Origin of the sequence: Odoribacter sp. AF15-53, assembly GCF_003479425.1 — a bacterium.
In the GTDB taxonomy this organism is placed as follows: domain Bacteria; phylum Bacteroidota; class Bacteroidia; order Bacteroidales; family Marinifilaceae; genus Butyricimonas.
The window spans coordinates 422558-441547 of the sequence record NZ_QUHC01000001.1; the positions used below are offsets into that span (position 1 = coordinate 422558).

An 18990-nucleotide genomic window follows, 5' to 3' on the forward strand; every position below is an offset into this window, starting at 1 on the left:
CTAAAATTTAAGACCATGAAAACGAAATCAATTATATACGGACTGTTTTTCTTGCTGTTGGGGACGAGCGTGAAAGCGGCGGATAATAAAGTCGGAATAAATCTTTACGAGTCGGGGATGTTGGGTGAGGCAAAGGTTTTTTTCCTGAATAACCTGAAGCAATTACAAGATGAAGCTTTACGGGCAGAGGCTTGTTATTATCTGGGTGAATGTTATCTGGAGACGGGAGTTCCGGATTCTGCCGGTATATATTATCAAGAAGGTTTGACGTTGAAACCGGATTACCCGTATAACTTGATCGGGCTGGCCGGATTGAAGTTAAGTAATGACGTGAAAGGGGCTGAAGAGCAGTTCAAGGAAGCGATCACGACCAAGGGATACAAGAAAGATGCGGGCGTGCAGTTGGCCATTGCTAAAGCTTACATGAACGCGAAAGATATGGTGAAAGCCAGAGAACACGTGAACCAGGCAAAAGAATTTGATTCCAAGAGTGGTTTGCCTTACTTGGTAGAAGGTGATATTCTGGTGGCGGAGGGAAAAGTGGGAGATGCTTGTGCTAAATACGAGATGGCTACTTATTTTTCCCCGGATTGCGTGGGGGCTTACCTGAAACAGGCTCAATTGTATATGACAACAAATCGTTCGTTGTCGTTGGAAAAATTGAATAAGGTGAGTGAGCTATTCCCGGAGTTCGGAGGGACTTATCGTTCGCTGGGAGAATTACACGAGATGGCCGGCAATAGCAAAGCGGCAGCCGAAAATTATTCGAAGTTTATTCGTTCCGGGTATTACGATTCGGAGAATTTGCTACGGTATGCCGGGATTCTTTATTATGACAAACAATACGAGGAGATGTTGCCTGTACTTCAATCCGTGTTGAAAGAGAAACCGGAGAATTTGGTGGCAAAACGTTTGTACGCTTATTGTTTATCCAAGCAGGAAGACAGGGAAAAGTGTCTGGAAGCGATCAAACATTTTATCGAGTCGACCCCCGAGGAGAATCAAATATGTCAGGATTATCTTTGTTATGCCGAACAATTGACCGCTAGTAAGGCGTATGGTGAAGCCATCACGTATTACAAGAAAGCATTGACTTCGGATTGTAAACGTCAGGAGTTATTGAGAGATATTGCCGATCTTTTCGTGAAAGATCACGAGTTGGATTCGGCCGTGGTTTATTATAATCAATATATGGATTTCGTGCAGGAACCGGCTGCCGAGGATTTGTTGAAACTGGGAAGATGTTACTATAATATGGCATGTCAGGATTCGGTTCCCGAGATGCAAAAAGATGATTTAGTGAAAGCCGATACTTTGTTCGGGGCTTTGAGTGTTCAGGTGCCGAATAGTTACGTGAGTTATTTCTGGCGGGCCAGGGTAAATTCCATGCTTGACCCGGAAACAACGCAAGGATTGGCTAAGCCTTATTACGAGAAAGTTATAGAGATCGCCCTCGCCCAGCCGGAGCGTTACAAACGGGAGTTGATAGAGAGTTATAAATATCTGGGGTATTACCATTACGTGATTGCTGATGGTATAACCACGAAGAATAACGGAAATCCCGATCCGGCAAAACAAGAATACGGGGAGGCAAAAGCCTTTTTCTCGAAGGTGCTGACCTTGGATAATAAAGACGAAGTTGCTTTAAAAGCTTTAGAGAGTATTAAGCTGTGAACGAGAGTTCTGGAGGTTGTCAGGAGATAAAGAGACAGCCTCTTTTCTTATTTCCATAAAAAAGTACGATTTTGGTATGGAAATTGCATTACTCCGAAAGTGTTACTATATTTGAAATACTTTAAAGAGAATGAAGTTATGAAGTGGATTTTACGAGTTATATCAATCGTGTTTTTCACGGTGTGTTTCGGGAGGCAAGTGATGCCCGAAGGCATGGCGGTAGAAAGACGGATAGATGTAATCGAGAATTCCATGAATGTTTCAGAGGTAACAGCAACTTTTTCTGCAAATGCTTTGGCTGCCGTTTATGATTTTCTTGAAAAGGCATTTTTTTTGGCAGATCAGATTGATTTACCCGGAGATGTAGGGGTGCAAAGAGAAAAACGAGGGACTTCTACAAAAGAGTTTACCGAACAGGGGATTAATGGTGGAATTTGTCACCTCGCCTGGCGTGATGAAATCTTTGATTATTTGTCTGTAAAGCATATTCAGGGGTTTTATATTTATGGAATAAACAAGGTGATCATTTAACATTTTGATCAGCACGAAGTTTGTCATGGACCCGGTCCTTTTTAGCAGGAATATCGGGAACATGATTCGAATATTCTATCGCCGGAAAGAAACCATTCCGAGTGAATATACGTTAAAGTTATAAGTTGGTATTTAAAGAACGTTTAAATCATATATTATGGCACAGAAAGTCGGATACGTAACACAGGTGATTGGTCCTGTCGTGGACGTTATTTTTGAAGGTGGTGGAGTTGATTTACCCCCTATTTACGAGGCTCTGGAGATCGAGAGGGACAACGGTTCTAAGTTGATTGTCGAGGTGGAACAACACGTGGGTGAGGATACGGTGCGTTGCGTGGCTATGGATACGACCGATGGTTTATTCCGGGGAATGAAAGCGCTGGATTTGGGACGGACGTTGACCATGCCTACCGGCGACCAGATTAAAGGGCGTTTGTTGAACGTGACCGGAGATGCAATTGATTATCTGGCCCCGTTGGATTACACGAATACAAATTCTATACATCGGGAAGCCCCGAAGTTTGAAGATCTGTCGATCAAGGAAGAATTGCTGCTTACGGGTATCAAGGTGATTGATTTGTTGGAGCCTTACTCGAAAGGTGGAAAGATCGGTCTGTTCGGTGGTGCCGGAGTGGGTAAGACCGTGTTGATTATGGAAATGATTAATAATATCGCCAAAGGGCATAACGGATATTCGGTGTTCGCCGGGGTTGGAGAACGTACGCGGGAAGGGAATGATTTATTACGGGAGATGATCGAGTCGGGCGTTATCAATTACGGGGACAAGTTCAGAGAGCAGATGGAGAAGGGAAAATGGGATTTGGAGAGCGTGGATATGGAGAAGGTGAACAAGTCTCAGGCTACTTTGGTCTTCGGACAGATGAATGAACCACCGGGAGCCCGTTTGCGGGTAGCCTTATCGGGCTTGACCGTGGCCGAGATGTTCCGGGATTTTAACGAGGGTGGAAAAGAGATTTTATTTTTTATTGATAATATATTCCGATTCACACAGGCAGGCTCGGAGGTATCGGCCCTGTTGGGACGTATGCCCTCGGCGGTGGGATATCAACCCACGCTGGCTTCGGAAATGGGTAAGTTGCAAGAGCGTATTACTTCAACAAAGAATGGTTCGATTACCTCAATTCAGGCGATTTATGTGCCGGCCGATGACTTGACGGACCCCGCACCGGCGACGACTTTCAGTTTCTTGGACGCGACTACCGTGTTGAGTCGTAAGATCACTGAGTTGGGTATTTATCCGGCAGTTGACCCGTTGGAGTCTTCTTCCCGTATCTTGGACCCTGCTATTGTCGGAGAGGAACACTATCAGACCGCGCAGCGAGTGGTTGAGTTGTTGCAACATTACAATGAGTTACAGGATATTATTGCTATCTTGGGTGTCGATGAGTTGTCTGATTCGGACAAGGTGGTTGTGGCACGGGCTCGTAGGGCACAACGTTTCTTGTCACAGCCTTTCCACGTGGCAGAGCAATTCACGGGTATTCCTGGGGTAATGGTTCCTTTGGAAGAGACGATTCGCGGGTTCAAGATGATTCTTGACGGTGATATGGACGAATATCCCGAACAGGCGTTTATGAATACCGGGACGATTGATGACGTGATCAAGAAGGGAAAAGAGATGATCGAGAAAGCGAGAAAGAACTAATGATTTTAGGTCTTAAATTTTAGATTCTAAATTGCAACTCTACGATGTGTGATGAGTATCTAAAGTTTATAATTTGAAATTGTAAATTTAAAATTGTAAAGGTCATGATTTTAAGAATAGTATCTCCGGAAAAAGTGCTTTACAAAGGTGAGGTGCAAATGGTGAAATTGCCCGGTACGGTTGGGCAGTTTACCGTGTTAGAAAATCATGCCCCGTTGATATCCACGTTGACGCAGGGTACGGTGTTTTACAAGGGTGCCGGTGAAGAGAAGAGCGTGGAAATTCGTGGAGGAGTCGTGGAAGTGCGGGACAATAACGTGGTTGTTTGTATAAATTGATACACGTATGAAGAATGGAGTGAAATATATATGGATGACATTTGTTTTATGGGTGTGGGCATTGAATGTCGGGGCAACAGGAGCAAGTGTTGTCGGGAATGAACTACAACAGATCGAGGACGGGCTTGTCGTGCGGGTTGATTCTGTCATGCAACAGGAAGAACAGGAGGTGAAGGCTTTTGATCCGAAAGCGACGATTTTCGAGCATTTGGGGGATGAGTACGGGTGGACGATTGTCGGAAACGTGACGATTCCTCTGCCCGTGATCGTGAGAGATAACGAAGGCGGTTGGCATTTGTTCAGTTCTTCCCGTTTGACGGGAGGAAAAACATACGATGGATTTCACGTGGCCCATGAAGGGGATCACGAGGGAAAGATTGTGGGTGTAGATACTTTCGGGAATGAATATCGACCGTATGATTTTTCGATTACCAAGAATGCTTTTTCCGTGATGATCAGTGCCTTGATCACGATGTTGATCGTGTTCTCGTTGGTTCGTTTCTACCGGAATAAAAAATATAAGGCTCCTCGTCGGGGAATGGGTGGTTTGGAGATGATCGTGGAGATGTTGTATAAGGAGGTAATTGTGAGCGTGCTGGGTAAGGAATCCAGACGGTATGCCCCTTACTTGTTGACCTTGTTCTTTTTCATCTTTGTTTCAAACATGATGGGGTTGGTGGCCGTGTTTCCGGGAGGTGCTAACGTGATGGGTAATATGTCAATCACGTTGGTATTGGCATTGTGTACGTTTGTCGTAATCAATGTTTCAGGAACAAAAGAATACTGGAAAGAGATTTTCTGGCCGGATGTTCCTCTTGGGTTGAAATGCCCGGTGCCTTTATTGCCTGTCATCGAGATATTCGGCGTGTTCACGAAACCGGTAGCATTAATGATTCGTCTTTTCGCGAATATGCTGGGAGGACACTTGATTGTACTGGTGTTGATTTCATTAATATTCCTGTTCAGTGTTATGGGACAGGTCGTGTTAGGGATAACAACGGTATTCTCTGTATCATTCGCCGTGTTTATGAACTTGATTCACGTGTTGATCGGGTTTATTCAGGCTTACGTGTTTATGTTACTTTCGACAATCTTTATCGGGTTGGCGAGAGTAAAGAAAGAAGGTTAAAGACTAAAAATTTAGAGTGAAATGATTCTGTGATTGACGATTCAATGATTCTGTGATTATAAAAAAGAGCGTGAGAATTGTGCGGGAAAATCACTTAATCGGAAATCATAAATCAAGAAATTAATAGAATTTAAAATTAATAAGGTTATGGAAAGTTTGATTTTATTGGAAGTAGCAGCAGCCGGGTTAAGTCTGGCAAAGATAGGTGCATGCGTTGGAGCAGGTTTGGCAGCTATTGCTGCGGGTATTGGTATCGGTAAGATCGGTTCTTCGGCGATGGATGCTATTGCCCGTCAACCGGAAGAGACTAACAATATTAGAACCAATATGATCGTGATCGCGGCTTTGATCGAGGGTGTTGCCCTTTTCGCGATTATCGTTTGTTTATTAGCATTGTTTGTATAAAAAGAAGCTATGTCATTATTTACACCGGAATTCGGATTAGTGTTTTGGATGCTGGTTGTCTTTTTGATTCTCTTCGGCATTCTGGCGAAATACGCCTGGCCGGCTATTGTCCGGATGATGGACGAGCGGGCTGACTTTATTGATAAAGGCGTAGAGTATACCCGGGAAGCTAAACGAGATAGAGAGAAGGCACAAGAGGAGGCCAAGGCGTTGCTGGCGGAAGCGCACAGGCAACAGTTGGAGGTATTGCAGCAGACGGAACGACTGAAACGGGAGATGATAGCGGATGCCCGGAAAGCGGCAGAAAACGAGGCAAAACAGGTAAGGGAAGCTGCCAATTTATCAATAGAGCAATCGAAACGGGAAGCAGAATTACAATTGCGTAAACAAGTGGCATCATTGTCTTTGCAGATCGCGGAGAAAGTGATGCGTAAGGACTTGGCTACCGATAAGACTCAGATGGAGATGATCGGTAGGTTGTTGAACGAGCTTGAAAATAAGGAGTAAAAGGAGGAGATTATGGACGAAGGATTAATTGCTCGAAGGTATGCAAAGGCGATGTTCCGATACGCGCAGGAATTGAATGCTACAGATGCGGTATACGAGAAGATGAAGTTGTTCGAGAGAAACTATATCGCTCACCCGGACTTGCAGAAAGCTCTATTGAATCCGTTGTTATCACCTGAGGATAAGGAAATGCTTCTTTCTACGGCTATCGGGATAGAACCGGGAGAAGCGTATATTAAAGGTATTCGTTTGGTAATAAAGAATCACCGGGAGATGTATGTCAGGTCGATTTGTTTGATGTTTCAGAAAATCTACCGGGCTGCCAACGGGATTATTCGGGTGAAAATCACGACCGCGATGGAGTTGTCGGATGAGACTATGGATAAAATCAAAGAGTTTGTACGGAATCATACCGATAAGACCATAGAGTTTGTTCATAAGGTTAATCCTTCGATCATCGGCGGCTTTGTTCTGGAAGTGGGATCCCGCCAATTGGATGCCTCGTTGTTAAAAGAGCTGAAAGAAATACAGCTACAGATGGTGGATAATTTTCAATTGTAAGAGTTATGTTGAAAGCGAATGAGATATCAGATATTTTAGAGATGCAACTCAAGGAGGTCGATACACGAATGGCCTTTGAGGAGGTGGGTACCGTGATGGAGGTTGGTGACGGGGTGGCTCACGTGTTCGGTTTGGATAATGTTCGGGCAAACGAGTTGCTGGAATTTGAAAATGGCGTTCGAGGGGTTGCGATGAACTTGGAGGAAGATAACGTGGGTGTTATTCTGATGAATGCGGGTGATCGGGTGAAAGAGAATTACACGGTGAAGCGTACGGGAAGTATCGCATCCGTGAAAGTGGGTGAAGGATTGCTCGGACGTGTGATCAACACGTTGGGAGACCCGATTGACGGGGCCGGTCCGATCGCGGGAGAAATGATGCAGTTACCGTTGGAACGGAAAGCTCCGGGGGTAATCTATCGTCAGCCGGTGAAAGAACCGTTGCAGACGGGTATCAAGGCGATCGACTCCATGGTTCCGATCGGGCGGGGACAACGAGAGTTGATTATCGGTGACCGCCAGACGGGGAAGACTTCTATTGCCGTGGATACGATTTTGAATCAAAAGAGGAATTTCGAGAATGGCGATCCGATTTATTGTATTTACGTGGCAATCGGTCAGAAAGCTTCTTCGGTAGCCATGTTGGTAAACACGTTGCAGGAACGGGGGGCGTTGCAATACACGGTGATCGTGGCGGCAAATGCTTCCGATTCGGCGGCTATGCGTTATTACGCGCCGTTTGCAGGTGCTACAATCGGAGAATATTTCCGGGATAGCGGGCGGCACGCTTTGGTGGTGTATGATGACCTTTCCAAGCAAGCGGTGGCTTACCGGGAGATTTCATTGATTTTACGTCGTCCGTCAGGTCGTGAGGCTTATCCGGGGGATATTTTCTATTTGCATTCTCGTTTGTTGGAACGGGCAGCCCGGATTATATCCAGTGATGAAATGGCGCAGACGATGAATGATTTGCCTGATGTTTTGAAACCGATGGTTAAGGGAGGCGGTTCGCTGACGGCTTTACCGATTATCGAGACGCAGGCCGGAGATGTATCCGCGTATATCCCGACAAACGTGATTTCAATCACGGACGGACAGATATTCTTGGAATCCGGGTTATTTAATGAGGGTGTTCGTCCTGCTATTAACGTAGGTATTTCAGTATCCCGTGTCGGGGGTAATGCCCAGGTGAAAGCGATGAAGAAAATTGCTGGAACTTTAAAGATAGATCAGGCCCAATACAGGGAGTTAGAAGCGTTTTCCAAGTTTGGCGGGGATATGGATTCCGTGACGGAAATGGTGATTGACAAGGGACGTAAGAATGCTCAATTACTGATACAGCCCCAACATGCCCCGATGCCCGTGGAAGAGGAGATCGCGGTGATTTATTGCGGGACACAAGGTCTGTTGCGAAACGTGGAGTTAAAACACGTGGCCGAATTCGAGAAGATGTTTTTGGAGGTATTACGTTCTAAATACCGGAAAGATGTGTTGGATGAATTGCGAAAAGGAGTTCTGGATGAGAATGTTTCTAAATTGTTGGAAGAAGTGGCCTTGGATGTAGCACAAACTTTTAGTTAGTCCATAAGGTCCGTAAAGTCCATAAAGTCTATAAGGTCAGAGCCCCTCTACGGGGTGCTTTGTCTGTAGATAAACTTAGTCCGGAGGACACCCGTAACTTTATGAATTTTATGGACTTTATGAACTTTATAGACTTTATGAACTTTATAGACTAATAATATGGCGACAACACGTGAATTGAAGGGAAGGATAAGTTCAGTACATTCTTCTCAAAAGATTACCGGAGCGATGAAGATGATTTCTTCGGCCCGGTTGAGGAAGTCCGAGAATGCTTTGAATCATGCTCGGCCTTACATGGAACAGTTGCAAAATATACTGGATCATATTGCCGAAGAGACACGTGATCATCGATCCCCGTTGAGTCAGGAGCGTCCGGTTCAACGAGTGGCTATTGTTATTTTTGCAGCCAACGAGGGGCTTTGCGGGGCTTTCAACCTGACGCTGTATAAGAAATTGTTGGAGACGTTGAAAGAGTATAGCGGAAAGGTAAAATCTCCGATATCGGTTTATCCCGTGGGAAGGAAGATCGTGAACGAGGTGAAACGGACTTTGGGGGTGGAAACGATGCCTATTCCCGATCTTTTCGAGAAAAAGCAATATGCGGAAGGAGCCACCGCGCTGGCAGATGAGTTAATTCGTCGTTTTCTGGCAAAAGAAGTGGATCGGGTTGACGTGATTTACGCTCATTTCAAGAGTATGGGAACTCAGGTTATCAGCCGGGAACAGTTGCTTCCGTGGGTTCCCCGGGAGACAAAGACGCTTTCCGATACGGAACGAAATAAGGTGTATATCTATGAACCGGGGTGCGAGGAGATATTGGAGACGATTTATCCCTTGGTGATTCATTCCACGATGTATCGTTATTTGTTGGAAAATCAAACTTCAGAACAGGCTTCCCGGATTCTGTCGATGCAGATGGCAAATGATAATGCTATCAAGCTGTTGAAAGGATTGCAGTTGGAGTATAACAAATTGAGACAACAGAATATCACGGCAGAGTTGATGGATATCGCGGGAGGATCTGTAGAATAACGTGAATTTTAGATTTTAATTTCTAAATTTGTATAGAAAAAAGTGTTTGTACTATTTGAGGTGTATGGGGGAAATAGGTAACTTAATTTTAATGCAAACTTAAATCTTGTATGGGTATAACGCTGATTATTTTAGCATTATCTGCTTTCTTTTTTGTAAACGGGAAAATTCGGTCTGATGTGGTTGCACTTTGTGCATTGGTTCTTTTAATCTTGTGCGGTATTTTAACCCCGGAAGAGGCACTTTCGGGCTTTTCCAATTCGATCGTGATCATGATGGTGGGGTTATTTGTCGTGGGAGGGGCTATATTCCAGACCGGGCTGGCTAAAATGATCAGTAGTAAGATACTCCAACTTGCGGGAAAGAGCGAGTTGAAGCTTTTTATTTTAATCATGTTGGTAACTTCTGCTATCGGGGCGTTTGTGAGTAACACGGGAACGGTGGCTTTGATGTTGCCGATCGTGGTCAGTATGGCGGTTAGTGCGAAGGTGAGTCCTAGCCGTTATCTAATGCCTCTGGCGTTCGCAAGTAGTATGGGGGGAATGGCAACTTTAATCGGTACACCTCCTAACCTTGTCATTCAAAATACATTATTAGAGGCTGGACTAGAAGGTTTATCATTTTTTTCATTTACCCCCGTGGGGATTATTTGCGTGTTAGTGGGTATTATCGTGCTGATCCCGTTAAGTAGAATGTTTTTGGTAAAAAAGGAGGAGAAAAAAGCCGAGAAGAAGTCTCGTAACAAGTCGGTCAAGGATTTGGCTTACGAGTACCAGATTGCCCAAAATTTATTCCGGGTAGGAGTGAAAGAGAATTCTGTATTCCGGGGGAAGACTTTGGCGGAATTGAATGTAACCGGGAGATATAACGTGACTATATTGGAAATCCGGCGAGAGGCGAAGTCTCAAAATCCTTTTATGAAGACCATTGATCAGGAGTTGGCGGGACCGAATACGTCATTACAGGCGGGAGATGTGTTGTATATTTTAGGCGTTTTTTCTCAGGTAGAGTTATTGACTGGGGAGAATAATCTGGAATTATTGGATACTCATATCGAGGAGGTGTCTGAAAAGAAAACACATCGGGAAATGGAGTTTGGTGAAATAGGTATTGCCGAAGTTTTGTTAATGCCTAATTCGCAGTTAATCAATCGTGCGGTGAAAGATTCAGGATTTCGGGAAAAATACAACATTAACGTGTTAGGAATTCAACGAGGCGGGAAATATCTTCTGCAGGATTTGAAAGATGAGAAAATGCACGCGGGAGATGCTTTATTAGTGCAGGGAACATGGAATAATATAGCCCGTTTGAACGAGGCGCAATCGGAATGGGTGGTTGTCGGGCAACCGTTGGCGGAAGCCGCAAAAGTGACATTGGATCACAAAGCCCCGATTGCTGCCATGATTATGCTCCTGATGATTGTTACGATGGTGTTCGATTTTATTCCGGTACCTCCCGTGGCTGCGGTCATTGTGGCTGCGTTGTTGATGGTATTGACCGGATGTTTGCGTAACGTGGAAGATGCTTATAAGACGATTAACTGGGAGAGTATCGTGTTGATTGCAGCTATGCTTCCGATGTCTTTGGCATTGGAGAAGACGGGGGCTTCAACGATGATTTCTTCAAGTCTGGTAAGTCATTTGGGAAGTTATGGACCAATTATTCTGTTGGCAGGTATTTATTTCACGACTTCATTATTGACGATGTTTATTAGTAACACGGCTACGGCAGTTCTTTTAGCCCCGATTGCACTGAAAGCGGCAATAGATACGGGTGTGAGTCCTTATCCGTTTTTGTTTGCGGTGACCGTGGCGGCAAGTATGTGTTTTGCTTCTCCCTTCTCCACGCCACCTAATGCTTTGGTGATGTCTGCCGGGAAATACACGTTTATGGATTACGTGAAAGTGGGATTACCTTTGCAGGTGATTATGGGAATTGTGATGATATTGATATTACCGTTATTATTTCCATTCTGATGTATCGGGATGGAAATAACTAGTTGATCAAATCATATTTCATATTTTCTTCATAGGAATGAATTACAACAATGCGTTTTGAAGGCTTGCTGCATCCTGTAAGAAGTAAAGAAAAAAGTAATATGATCCCGATTAGAAACTTCATATTCATTAATTAAAGATGTAACGAATTCCGATTTGTAATTGCCAGCAATTATCGGATGATAGACCTGATTCGAATGTTTTGTAGGGTAGAATATCCTTTCCGTTCTTTTTTATGGTACTCATCGTGTAAACAGGTTCTCCGGTTTCATTTATTTCTTTGAGTTTAAGTAATACGCCGTTATTCCCTCCGGTAGCAACTTTTGTCACCCCCCAGGAATTGTTTAGTAAATTGGCAAGATTCATGATATCCACGGACAATTGTAATGTGTTGGTGAATTTGCCTGTTTTGATTTTGAAATCTTGAATCACGCGTAGATTATAGCGATTACACCAAGGAAGAAAGGCCGCATAGCCCTCTGCATATTCTCCTTTGTGTTTTTTCAGGTAAGGATCTTGGTTCACGAAAGCCCAGAATGCTTCTCGTTGTTCTTCTGCCGTGAAAATAATGTCTCCTACTTTTTTGTCGGCAAAATTCAATTCGTTTTTGTCTTTTGGGATGTATATCAAATCCCAATTGGAGATACCGTCGTTATTCATATCGCCATCGTATATATACGAATAATTTCCGGCACGTTCTCCCATGTAAAAAAGAGAAACAGAGGTGGAGAAATGTTTGGCATATTTTTTCGAATAACTCACTTGAGCGATCACCCGATGCGGGGTTTGTGTATATTGGGAACGATGTAATTTCAGATAGTTGGGACCATTCACGGAAGGTTCTTGTGTCCAGGCGTTATCAACTTGATTGCTCCTGTTGTTGGTTATGGATTTTGAAATGGTATACGTGTAAGCGGCCATGATTTCCAATCCTTCAAGAGGTTGCATGTTTACGGTTGCTGTAAAATTCGTACTGAACCCTTTACTCGTGTTTGTCATCAGGATAGCATTGGTTATATTTTCATGATAACGTTTTTCAATGTTTCCGGGGTAGCGGTAACGATTGTCGGGACCGGTAAAACGAGTCATTCTAGAGTCATTCTCACCGATCACGTTCATATCCCGGTACACGATAGCATTCAGATCTTTCATAAAGGTTCCTTCCAGCGTGATAAGAGAATGGAAGGAGAAGGGGAATTGATAATCTATGGCCAATGAACTTTTCCATACTTGAGGGAGTTTGAAATGGCGATCAATGGTTGCGATATTATTTACCGTACCCGGTTCCGTGGGGAAATAATCGGGAAACAGGGGAGCGAGGTCCCGTAATATCTCTTCTCTGGTCCGAACATCTCCTGCTAAAGCGGCAAGCAAGGGATCTCCTGCTTTTTGGATAGAAACGGTGTTCTTTAACATTCCACTGCCTTCCTGCATCTTGGATAAAAATATCATGGGGAATCGTCCTGTAAAAATACCAGTACCCCCACGAATTTTCAGTATATTGTTGCAGAATAAATCATAACTGAATCCCACCCGCGGAGAAAATAAAGGGGTGGATTGAGGCCAGTAAGCCGTACTTAATTTAACCCCGTTGAAAGAGTATTCTGAGATAGACGGATTCTCGTACCGTTTACTTGTATAAATCGGGATATCCATGCGAAGCCCGTAGGTGAATTTTAAATTGGGCAGGATGCTATATTCATCCTGCACGTAGGCTGAAAACTGACGATAATTTACCTCGGCCGGGGCCCGTTTGTCATCTGAAAGTGAATAACAGAGGGCAAAGGCAACCGGGGCGGCTTTATTCACGAAATCTTCATAGTTTTTATAACGGTAGTACCCCGCACCGTAGCGTAAATAGCAATTCTTCAGGTTTTGTGATTCAAAACTGATGCCGGTAGTAATAAAATGTTTTCCGGTCTGGATCGAGAGATTATCCGTGATTGCCCATACTTTTTCAGTGATACCGTTATTCCATGCGTGTTGATCATAACCGGCATTCATAAAAGCATAGTCACTTCCGCTCTCGTCCGGTTTCATGATATCTATCGTGGGAAAATCCCCGTTACATTCCCGGTTATTGCCATCATTAAAAGTGAAACTTATTAATAGCTGGTTATTAATATTTTTCTTCAAATGACTGTGTAACTCTCCCGTTAACGAATGTACGTTATTCACATCCTGCCACATGGAATTCCGGAAACTCATGGAATAGCGACTCACGGGGCCCCCGGTAATGCCTAATGCAGGTCCGATCACGTTATTATCTTTTTTATTGGTCGTGTAATTGTACCGGAGCATTAGTTTGTGATAATCGTTAATATTCCAGTCCAGACGGGTCAAGAGGCGATACACGGAAGACTTTCCTTCAAAATCAGTCCATGAACCGGTGTTATACCCGTACATTTCTTTCAAATCTTTTGAAAATTGACTCATGTCTTCAGCAGTAACTCTGGAGGTATTATTTGTTATATCCTCTTGGCCATCTTCCGAAAGCTTCCATTTATGAATCGGGTAGGGGGAATATTCATATTCTCCATTGACGAAGAAAAAGACTCTATTTTTTAGTATAGGTCCTCCCAGAGTGATTCCGTATATGGTACGAGCCTCTTTTTCTCTTTCTCCCAGGTCGTTGTCCGCTACTTTATTGCCTCGTAAATGTTCATTTTTGATATACGAATAGGCTGATCCAGCCAGATTGTTGGTCCCACTTTTAGTAACAATATTAATGGCTGCCCCCACGAAATTGGTCTGGCGAACATCATAAGCGGCAATATTCAGCATGATTTCTTCAATTGCGTCTATCGAAATCGGGTTACCCCCTCCGGGGAGGATGTTACCGTCCAAACCCATATTATAATTGAAATTCGCCCCGTCCACGCTGTAATTGTTCATACGCTGATCCCGTCCCCCGAATCCTCTACCGTTGGAATAAGGTGAAAGTTTCAAAATATCTCCTAGCGAGCGGCTGATATTAGGGTAAAGCTTGATCTGGGAGGCATCAATATGTGTGCTTGCCCCGGTTTTCCCGTTTGAATATTTGGATTTTGTACTTCTTACAATGACTTCGTCTAAGGTCGTGGACGGGATCAGAATGGCATTACATGTGTATGCTTCGGCCAGTCGCAACTGGATACCCGTAACTACAAAACCGTGAAAACCAACATAAGAGATTTCTACTTTGTAAGGGCCTCCGGGACGCATACCTTGCAATTGATAATACCCTTGCTTGTTGGTGATCGTGCTATAACGAGATCCTGAAGGAATATGCGTGACGATCACGGTAGCTCCCGGAAGAGAATCAATCCCGTCGGAAACATAGCCATTCATGAATGAACTTGTAACTTGGCCAATGGCAATCGAAAAGTACCCTGTAAATAACAGGCACATGATTAAAATCCGACAGATCATGTCTTATGTAATGTTTAATTCACCTCTGTATACAACAAACGTTTAAAGTACAAATATCACATTATTTTGTCAAATTACAAGATTTTCATGTTTTTAAAATATCCCTGTATAGCTTATTTTATAAAAAATTGGCTACCCGATTGAATATACTTTCAAAGGAGGTATACAATAATTCAGGACTGGCACCCGTGTTGGTCGGAAAAGGATTTTGATGAGAGTATTCGTAAGGAAAATCTAGTTCTTCCAGTATCGTTTTTGCACTTTTGGGGCCTAAGGCTTCGATAGCGCCAATCGTGGGCATGACCGTATCTTTTTTCAGGGTAATGATGCGAACACGGTTTTGCACTTTTTCGAAGAACTTTTCCCTGTATTCCTGCATAACATTCGGGCGTATCATTGCCTTGAAGGCTTTTTCCATAAAGTCTTCTTGGTACAACACGGGCAAAAGATTATGATGTTCGTTACGTACTAGGAAGTTGTTTAAGAAGTAATTCTTCACTTTTCGATAAGCCTCGTAATCCATGATATCTCTTGCACTACCATCCATTTGACTGAAAATAGATCCGCCACAGAACATGAAGAGTTTACTGTCGTCTAGTAAGCGATCGGGGTTGGCGATCATCAGAATTTGTGACAGGAACGCTCCTATCGAGTAGGCAAAGATATTGATAGAGGTGTCCTTCTTGAATAACGGGTGTTGCCCGGTTTTGATTTCAGTAAATAGTTGCCACAAATTGAACAGGGACTCTTTCCCGGAGATGTAAAAACGCAAGGGCGTGTCGGAGAGTCGGTAACTCAGGGCCACGTTGACAAAAGTGGAGTTGTTAAGGTGTTCGACTTCTTGTTTGCGTTTGGCAACCCATGGCATCAAAGCTCTGGGATTGTACCAGTTGTTGGGAGTCCGGTTCATGTGGAATGCGATGGGGAAAAGGATTACGGCTTTCCCGGTGGCGAGGGACAGGTATTCGGCCCACGTGAGGTATTTATCCCAATTCCGTTCATTCAGTCCATGCAATAGTAGAATTGCCTGATCTAATTTCCGAGCTCCTTTAGGAGTGAAGATGGAGTACGAGAAACTTTTGTTCTCCTGAATGCTGTTATCCGGTGTTGAACAAAAGCCTGTAGCCGGAAGAAGTTGTTGGAATTGTTCTATTTCTTTCACTCCTACATATTGAGTAAAGTGATAAGGGCGAATTTCCAACGGTCGGTCCTCCACGTCTATTTTCTTGTCATAAGAGAAAATAGCTTTTAATTGTTTTGTTCTAATTGAGATTTCCATAGTCTTGCGATTAATTTAATTACAAACTAACACTACAATTTCGGGTTTTCAAAATTAGTGGTGTATATCAGCCCCTAAAGGGACAGAATTCCATATTTAGGGATGAAATTTGTTCCTGTGGGGTGAGATTGTTTACGGGAAATAATGTATCTTTGTTTGAAATTTATAAAAATTAGTGAGAGATGAACGTGTTGACCCGGAAAATACCAGCTTACCATTACGAAAGATCGAATCTGATACGGTTGGTGTTGTTCACGGCATTTTTTGACTTGATTTTTATCAATATTTACAAGCCATTCAGCTCACTTACATGGTATCCGGTATCCGAGTTTAAATTTTTCCTTTTTTCGAGTTTGGTCATTCTTACGGGAGTACTCGTGGTGGCTATCAGCCGTGTCATCATGTATTATTACACGAAGAAACGCTCGATTAATTATCTGGAATACGGGATTTGGATCGTGTCGGAAATCTTTTTTATGTCGTTGTTCTACACGATTTATTCCGTGTCTTTGAAGAAAGAGGCGGATATACTGGAAGTTTTTAGCGAGTCGGCAGAAAACACCACGTTGGTTCTTTTATTGCCTTACGCCATTCTGATGCTTTATTTCTCGTGGAGAGACAAGGAACAGAAATTGAGAATGATTGAAGAAAACAAGGGAGATGCGATCGGGGGGGCGAGTGTAATTTCTTTTCGGGATGAGAAAGGGGAGTTGAGACTGTCAATAAAGCATTCCAATTTACTTTATATCGAATCGGCTGATAATTACGTGCGGGTATGGTACTTGAACAAGGGGGTGGTGACGAAATTTATGTTGCGTAATACCTTGAAGGCGATGGAGGAGGCATTCGAGGGAACGAACGTTTTAAGATGTCATCGCTCTTATATGGTAAATTTCGAACAGGTGAAAGTGATCCGGCGAGAGAAAGACGGCGTCTATTTAGAGTTTGATGTTGAAAAAGTTCCTGATATACCTATCTCAAAAACCTATAGCGAGAAAGTGACACATTGGTTTATGTGTTATTCCTCTTCGAATGAGTAAATATCAATATATACAACCTTGCCGGGAGCTTTCCGGGTATGTTCAATATTACTGGATGTTGGATATGGAAGACACGTATCCGTTATGCGAGCCGCATCGTCTGACCCCGCAGGGCTTTATAGAGATCGTGTTTTATTACGGGGATCGGTATCAATTGGTCTCATCCGGTCAGAGGGAATCACATCCGAGAGCCTCGCTTTACGGACAACGTACGGGATATTTGGATATTTTGCCTACGGGAAGAGTGGGTTTAATGGCCGTTGTCTTTACTCCCGTGGGAGTGCGGGATTTATTACATATGCCGTTGGGCGAGTTGGCAAACGGTTGCTATTCTCTGGGAGAAGTCTTGGGAAAGGAAGGGCAGGAATTAGAAGATCAAATCATGACGGCTCTCGGTTTTGATGAACGGGTTCAGAGTTTGGAACGCTTCCTGTTACAGCGGTTGAAACGAAGAAATGAATTTGAAAATAATCGGATGAGAATGGTGATAACTCGATTGCTTCAAAATCGGGGCATGTTGAACGTGGAGCAATTAGCTGATTACGCCTGTCTGAGCAAGAAGCAATTTGAGCGGGTATTTGCCGCTTACGTGGGATTAATGCCCAAACAATATTTGCGGGTGATTCGTTTTTTGCATGCCGTGGAACTCAAGAACCGGATGCCCGAAACCGATCTGGCCACACTGGCTTTCCATGCCGGATACTACGATAGCGCTCATCTGGCCAACGAGATTAAAACCTTGACCGGTCATACTTCCAGCACCCTTTTCCAACTGATGTGTTTTTCTGAAGACGCCGAGAGTATCAGTTGGTTTTTGGAAGGTTGATTCCCCATTTTCAATTCCCCATTTTCATTTGTACAAATGTCTCTTTTTTCCAATAATCGAGCGGGGAGGATGGTCTATTTTTGTCTTATTAATCATTAAAGACAAAAGTAATATGAAACCATTAGTAGCTTTTTTTGAAATTCCTGCTGTCGACATCGAACGGGCAGTACGGTTTTACGAGATGGTATTCAAGAAAGAACTGGAAATTCTTGAAAATGGTGATGAGAAAATGGCTTTTATCTCTTTGGGTGAAGGAACTCCTATCGGGTGTGTGTTTAGTTTGAAAGGGTACGTGCCAACCTCGAATGGGATTACTATTTCGTTTTTCACGGAAGCCTTGGATGAAGCTTTGGAAAGAGTGAAAGAAGCTGGAGGTAAGGTGTCGTCCCCGCCTTGTGAAACTTGTGAAGGTTCGAACGAGTATTTCGCTTATTTTCTGGATACCGAGGGGAATAGGATCGGGCTATTTACCCGAAACATTCTTCCGTTAGCATAGTAGGAGACGTCAGACGAATGAGATCTTGGGGCGTGATTTTCAAGGTGTGTAGTACGTCACCGGAACCACCGTAAATGAAATCCTGTTCGAATAATTGATTGTCAATGAAACAAGGGAGTCCATGACCGATTAGGGGAATGGCTCCCGTTTCATATTCGGTTACCCGGGTAATTTCATCCCGATCAGCCATTTTAAATTTCGTGTAACCGAGATTTTTACCCATTTGTTTAAAATCTATTCTTCCCCTTTGTGCGCTGATTACAAGTGCGAGGAGTCCTTTTTCTGTCTTCATGATAAAAACCGGAGCCGCCTTGCTACTATCAAAATATTTCTCGGCATCCTTCACGGAAAGGATGGGGGACGAGTGTTCGATAATTTCAAAACAGGCTTGTTCATCTTGAAGGTATTGAGCAAGTTGGGGTATGGTTAGCATAAAAATTGTTTTTATTGTACCTAACAAAGATAATAAATGTCGGGGAATACTTTATCTTTGTAGGAAAGGAAATGAAAATGGTATT

General features: G+C 43.5%; 17 protein-coding genes. 14 read left to right on the plus strand and 3 right to left on the minus strand.

Annotation, left to right across the window (positions count from 1 at the left end):
• Positions 1 to 15: 15 nt before the first annotated feature.
• The 11 genes from DWW52_RS01680 (at position 16) to DWW52_RS01730 (ending at position 11399) form a co-directional block, all read left to right on the plus strand.
• Positions 16 to 1674, plus strand: a complete 1659-nt coding sequence (locus DWW52_RS01680) for a hypothetical protein (protein WP_118713736.1) — start codon at positions 16 to 18, stop codon at positions 1672 to 1674.
• A gap of 138 nt (positions 1675 to 1812) precedes the next feature.
• Positions 1813 to 2205: a hypothetical protein gene (locus tag DWW52_RS01685; protein ID WP_148315309.1), complete on the plus strand. Its 393-nt coding sequence runs from the start codon at positions 1813 to 1815 to the stop codon at positions 2203 to 2205.
• Between the two features lie 157 nt (positions 2206 to 2362).
• On the plus strand, positions 2363 to 3871 hold the full coding sequence (atpD, locus tag DWW52_RS01690; protein ID WP_118713738.1) for a F0F1 ATP synthase subunit beta: 1509 nt from the start codon (positions 2363 to 2365) through the stop codon (positions 3869 to 3871).
• 104 nt (positions 3872 to 3975) lie between these two features.
• Entirely contained in the window at positions 3976 to 4209 is a 234-nt protein-coding gene (atpC, locus tag DWW52_RS01695; RefSeq protein ID WP_118713739.1) for an ATP synthase F1 subunit epsilon, read from the plus strand.
• Positions 4210 to 4216: 7 nt separating this feature from the next.
• On the plus strand, positions 4217 to 5338 hold the full coding sequence (gene atpB / locus DWW52_RS01700) for a F0F1 ATP synthase subunit A (RefSeq protein WP_118713740.1): 1122 nt from the start codon (positions 4217 to 4219) through the stop codon (positions 5336 to 5338).
• Positions 5339 to 5485: 147 nt separating this feature from the next.
• The gene (gene atpE / locus DWW52_RS01705; RefSeq protein WP_027202959.1) at positions 5486 to 5743 is read left to right on the plus strand and encodes an ATP synthase F0 subunit C; all 258 of its coding nucleotides are present in this window, start codon (positions 5486 to 5488) and stop codon (positions 5741 to 5743) included.
• Positions 5744 to 5752: 9 nt separating this feature from the next.
• On the plus strand, positions 5753 to 6250 hold the full coding sequence (atpF, locus tag DWW52_RS01710) for a F0F1 ATP synthase subunit B (protein WP_118713741.1): 498 nt from the start codon (positions 5753 to 5755) through the stop codon (positions 6248 to 6250).
• Positions 6251 to 6262: 12 nt separating this feature from the next.
• Entirely contained in the window at positions 6263 to 6811 is a 549-nt protein-coding gene (locus DWW52_RS01715; protein ID WP_118713742.1) for a F0F1 ATP synthase subunit delta, read from the plus strand.
• Positions 6812 to 6816: 5 nt separating this feature from the next.
• Complete coding sequence (gene atpA, locus DWW52_RS01720) at positions 6817 to 8391, plus strand: F0F1 ATP synthase subunit alpha (RefSeq protein ID WP_118713743.1); 1575 nt, start codon at positions 6817 to 6819, stop codon at positions 8389 to 8391.
• Between the two features lie 159 nt (positions 8392 to 8550).
• On the plus strand, positions 8551 to 9423 hold the full coding sequence (gene atpG, locus DWW52_RS01725; protein ID WP_118713744.1) for an ATP synthase F1 subunit gamma: 873 nt from the start codon (positions 8551 to 8553) through the stop codon (positions 9421 to 9423).
• 110 nt (positions 9424 to 9533) lie between these two features.
• Positions 9534 to 11399 (plus strand): SLC13 family permease, encoded by a 1866-nt coding sequence (locus DWW52_RS01730; protein ID WP_118713745.1) that lies wholly within the window; start codon positions 9534 to 9536, stop codon positions 11397 to 11399.
• Between the two features lie 150 nt (positions 11400 to 11549).
• Here DWW52_RS01730 and DWW52_RS01735 read toward each other — a convergent pair whose 3' ends face one another.
• Complete coding sequence (locus tag DWW52_RS01735; protein ID WP_158582452.1) at positions 11550 to 14750, minus strand: carboxypeptidase regulatory-like domain-containing protein; 3201 nt, start codon at positions 14748 to 14750, stop codon at positions 11550 to 11552.
• A 199-nt stretch (positions 14751 to 14949) separates the two neighbouring features.
• Positions 14950 to 16110 carry a DUF6051 family protein gene (locus tag DWW52_RS01740; protein WP_118713747.1) on the minus strand — a complete coding sequence of 387 codons (1161 nt, stop codon included), beginning with the start codon at positions 16108 to 16110 and terminating at the stop codon, positions 14950 to 14952.
• A gap of 182 nt (positions 16111 to 16292) precedes the next feature.
• On the opposite strand from DWW52_RS01740, the gene DWW52_RS01745 reads away from it, so the two are divergent.
• The 3 genes from DWW52_RS01745 (at position 16293) to DWW52_RS01755 (ending at position 18472) form a co-directional block, all read left to right on the plus strand.
• Entirely contained in the window at positions 16293 to 17150 is an 858-nt protein-coding gene (locus tag DWW52_RS01745; protein WP_199691941.1) for a LytTR family DNA-binding domain-containing protein, read from the plus strand.
• Complete coding sequence (locus tag DWW52_RS01750; protein WP_118713748.1) at positions 17143 to 17976, plus strand: helix-turn-helix domain-containing protein; 834 nt, start codon at positions 17143 to 17145, stop codon at positions 17974 to 17976. Before DWW52_RS01745 ends, DWW52_RS01750 begins: the two co-directional genes overlap by 8 nt.
• A gap of 112 nt (positions 17977 to 18088) precedes the next feature.
• Entirely contained in the window at positions 18089 to 18472 is a 384-nt protein-coding gene (locus DWW52_RS01755) for a VOC family protein (RefSeq protein ID WP_118713749.1), read from the plus strand.
• Here the strand turns inward: DWW52_RS01755 and DWW52_RS01760 are convergent.
• Entirely contained in the window at positions 18444 to 18905 is a 462-nt protein-coding gene (locus DWW52_RS01760) for an aminoacyl-tRNA deacylase (protein ID WP_118713750.1), read from the minus strand. The two genes, DWW52_RS01755 and DWW52_RS01760, sit on opposite strands and share 29 nt — an antisense overlap.
• Positions 18906 to 18990: the final 85 nt, after the last annotated feature.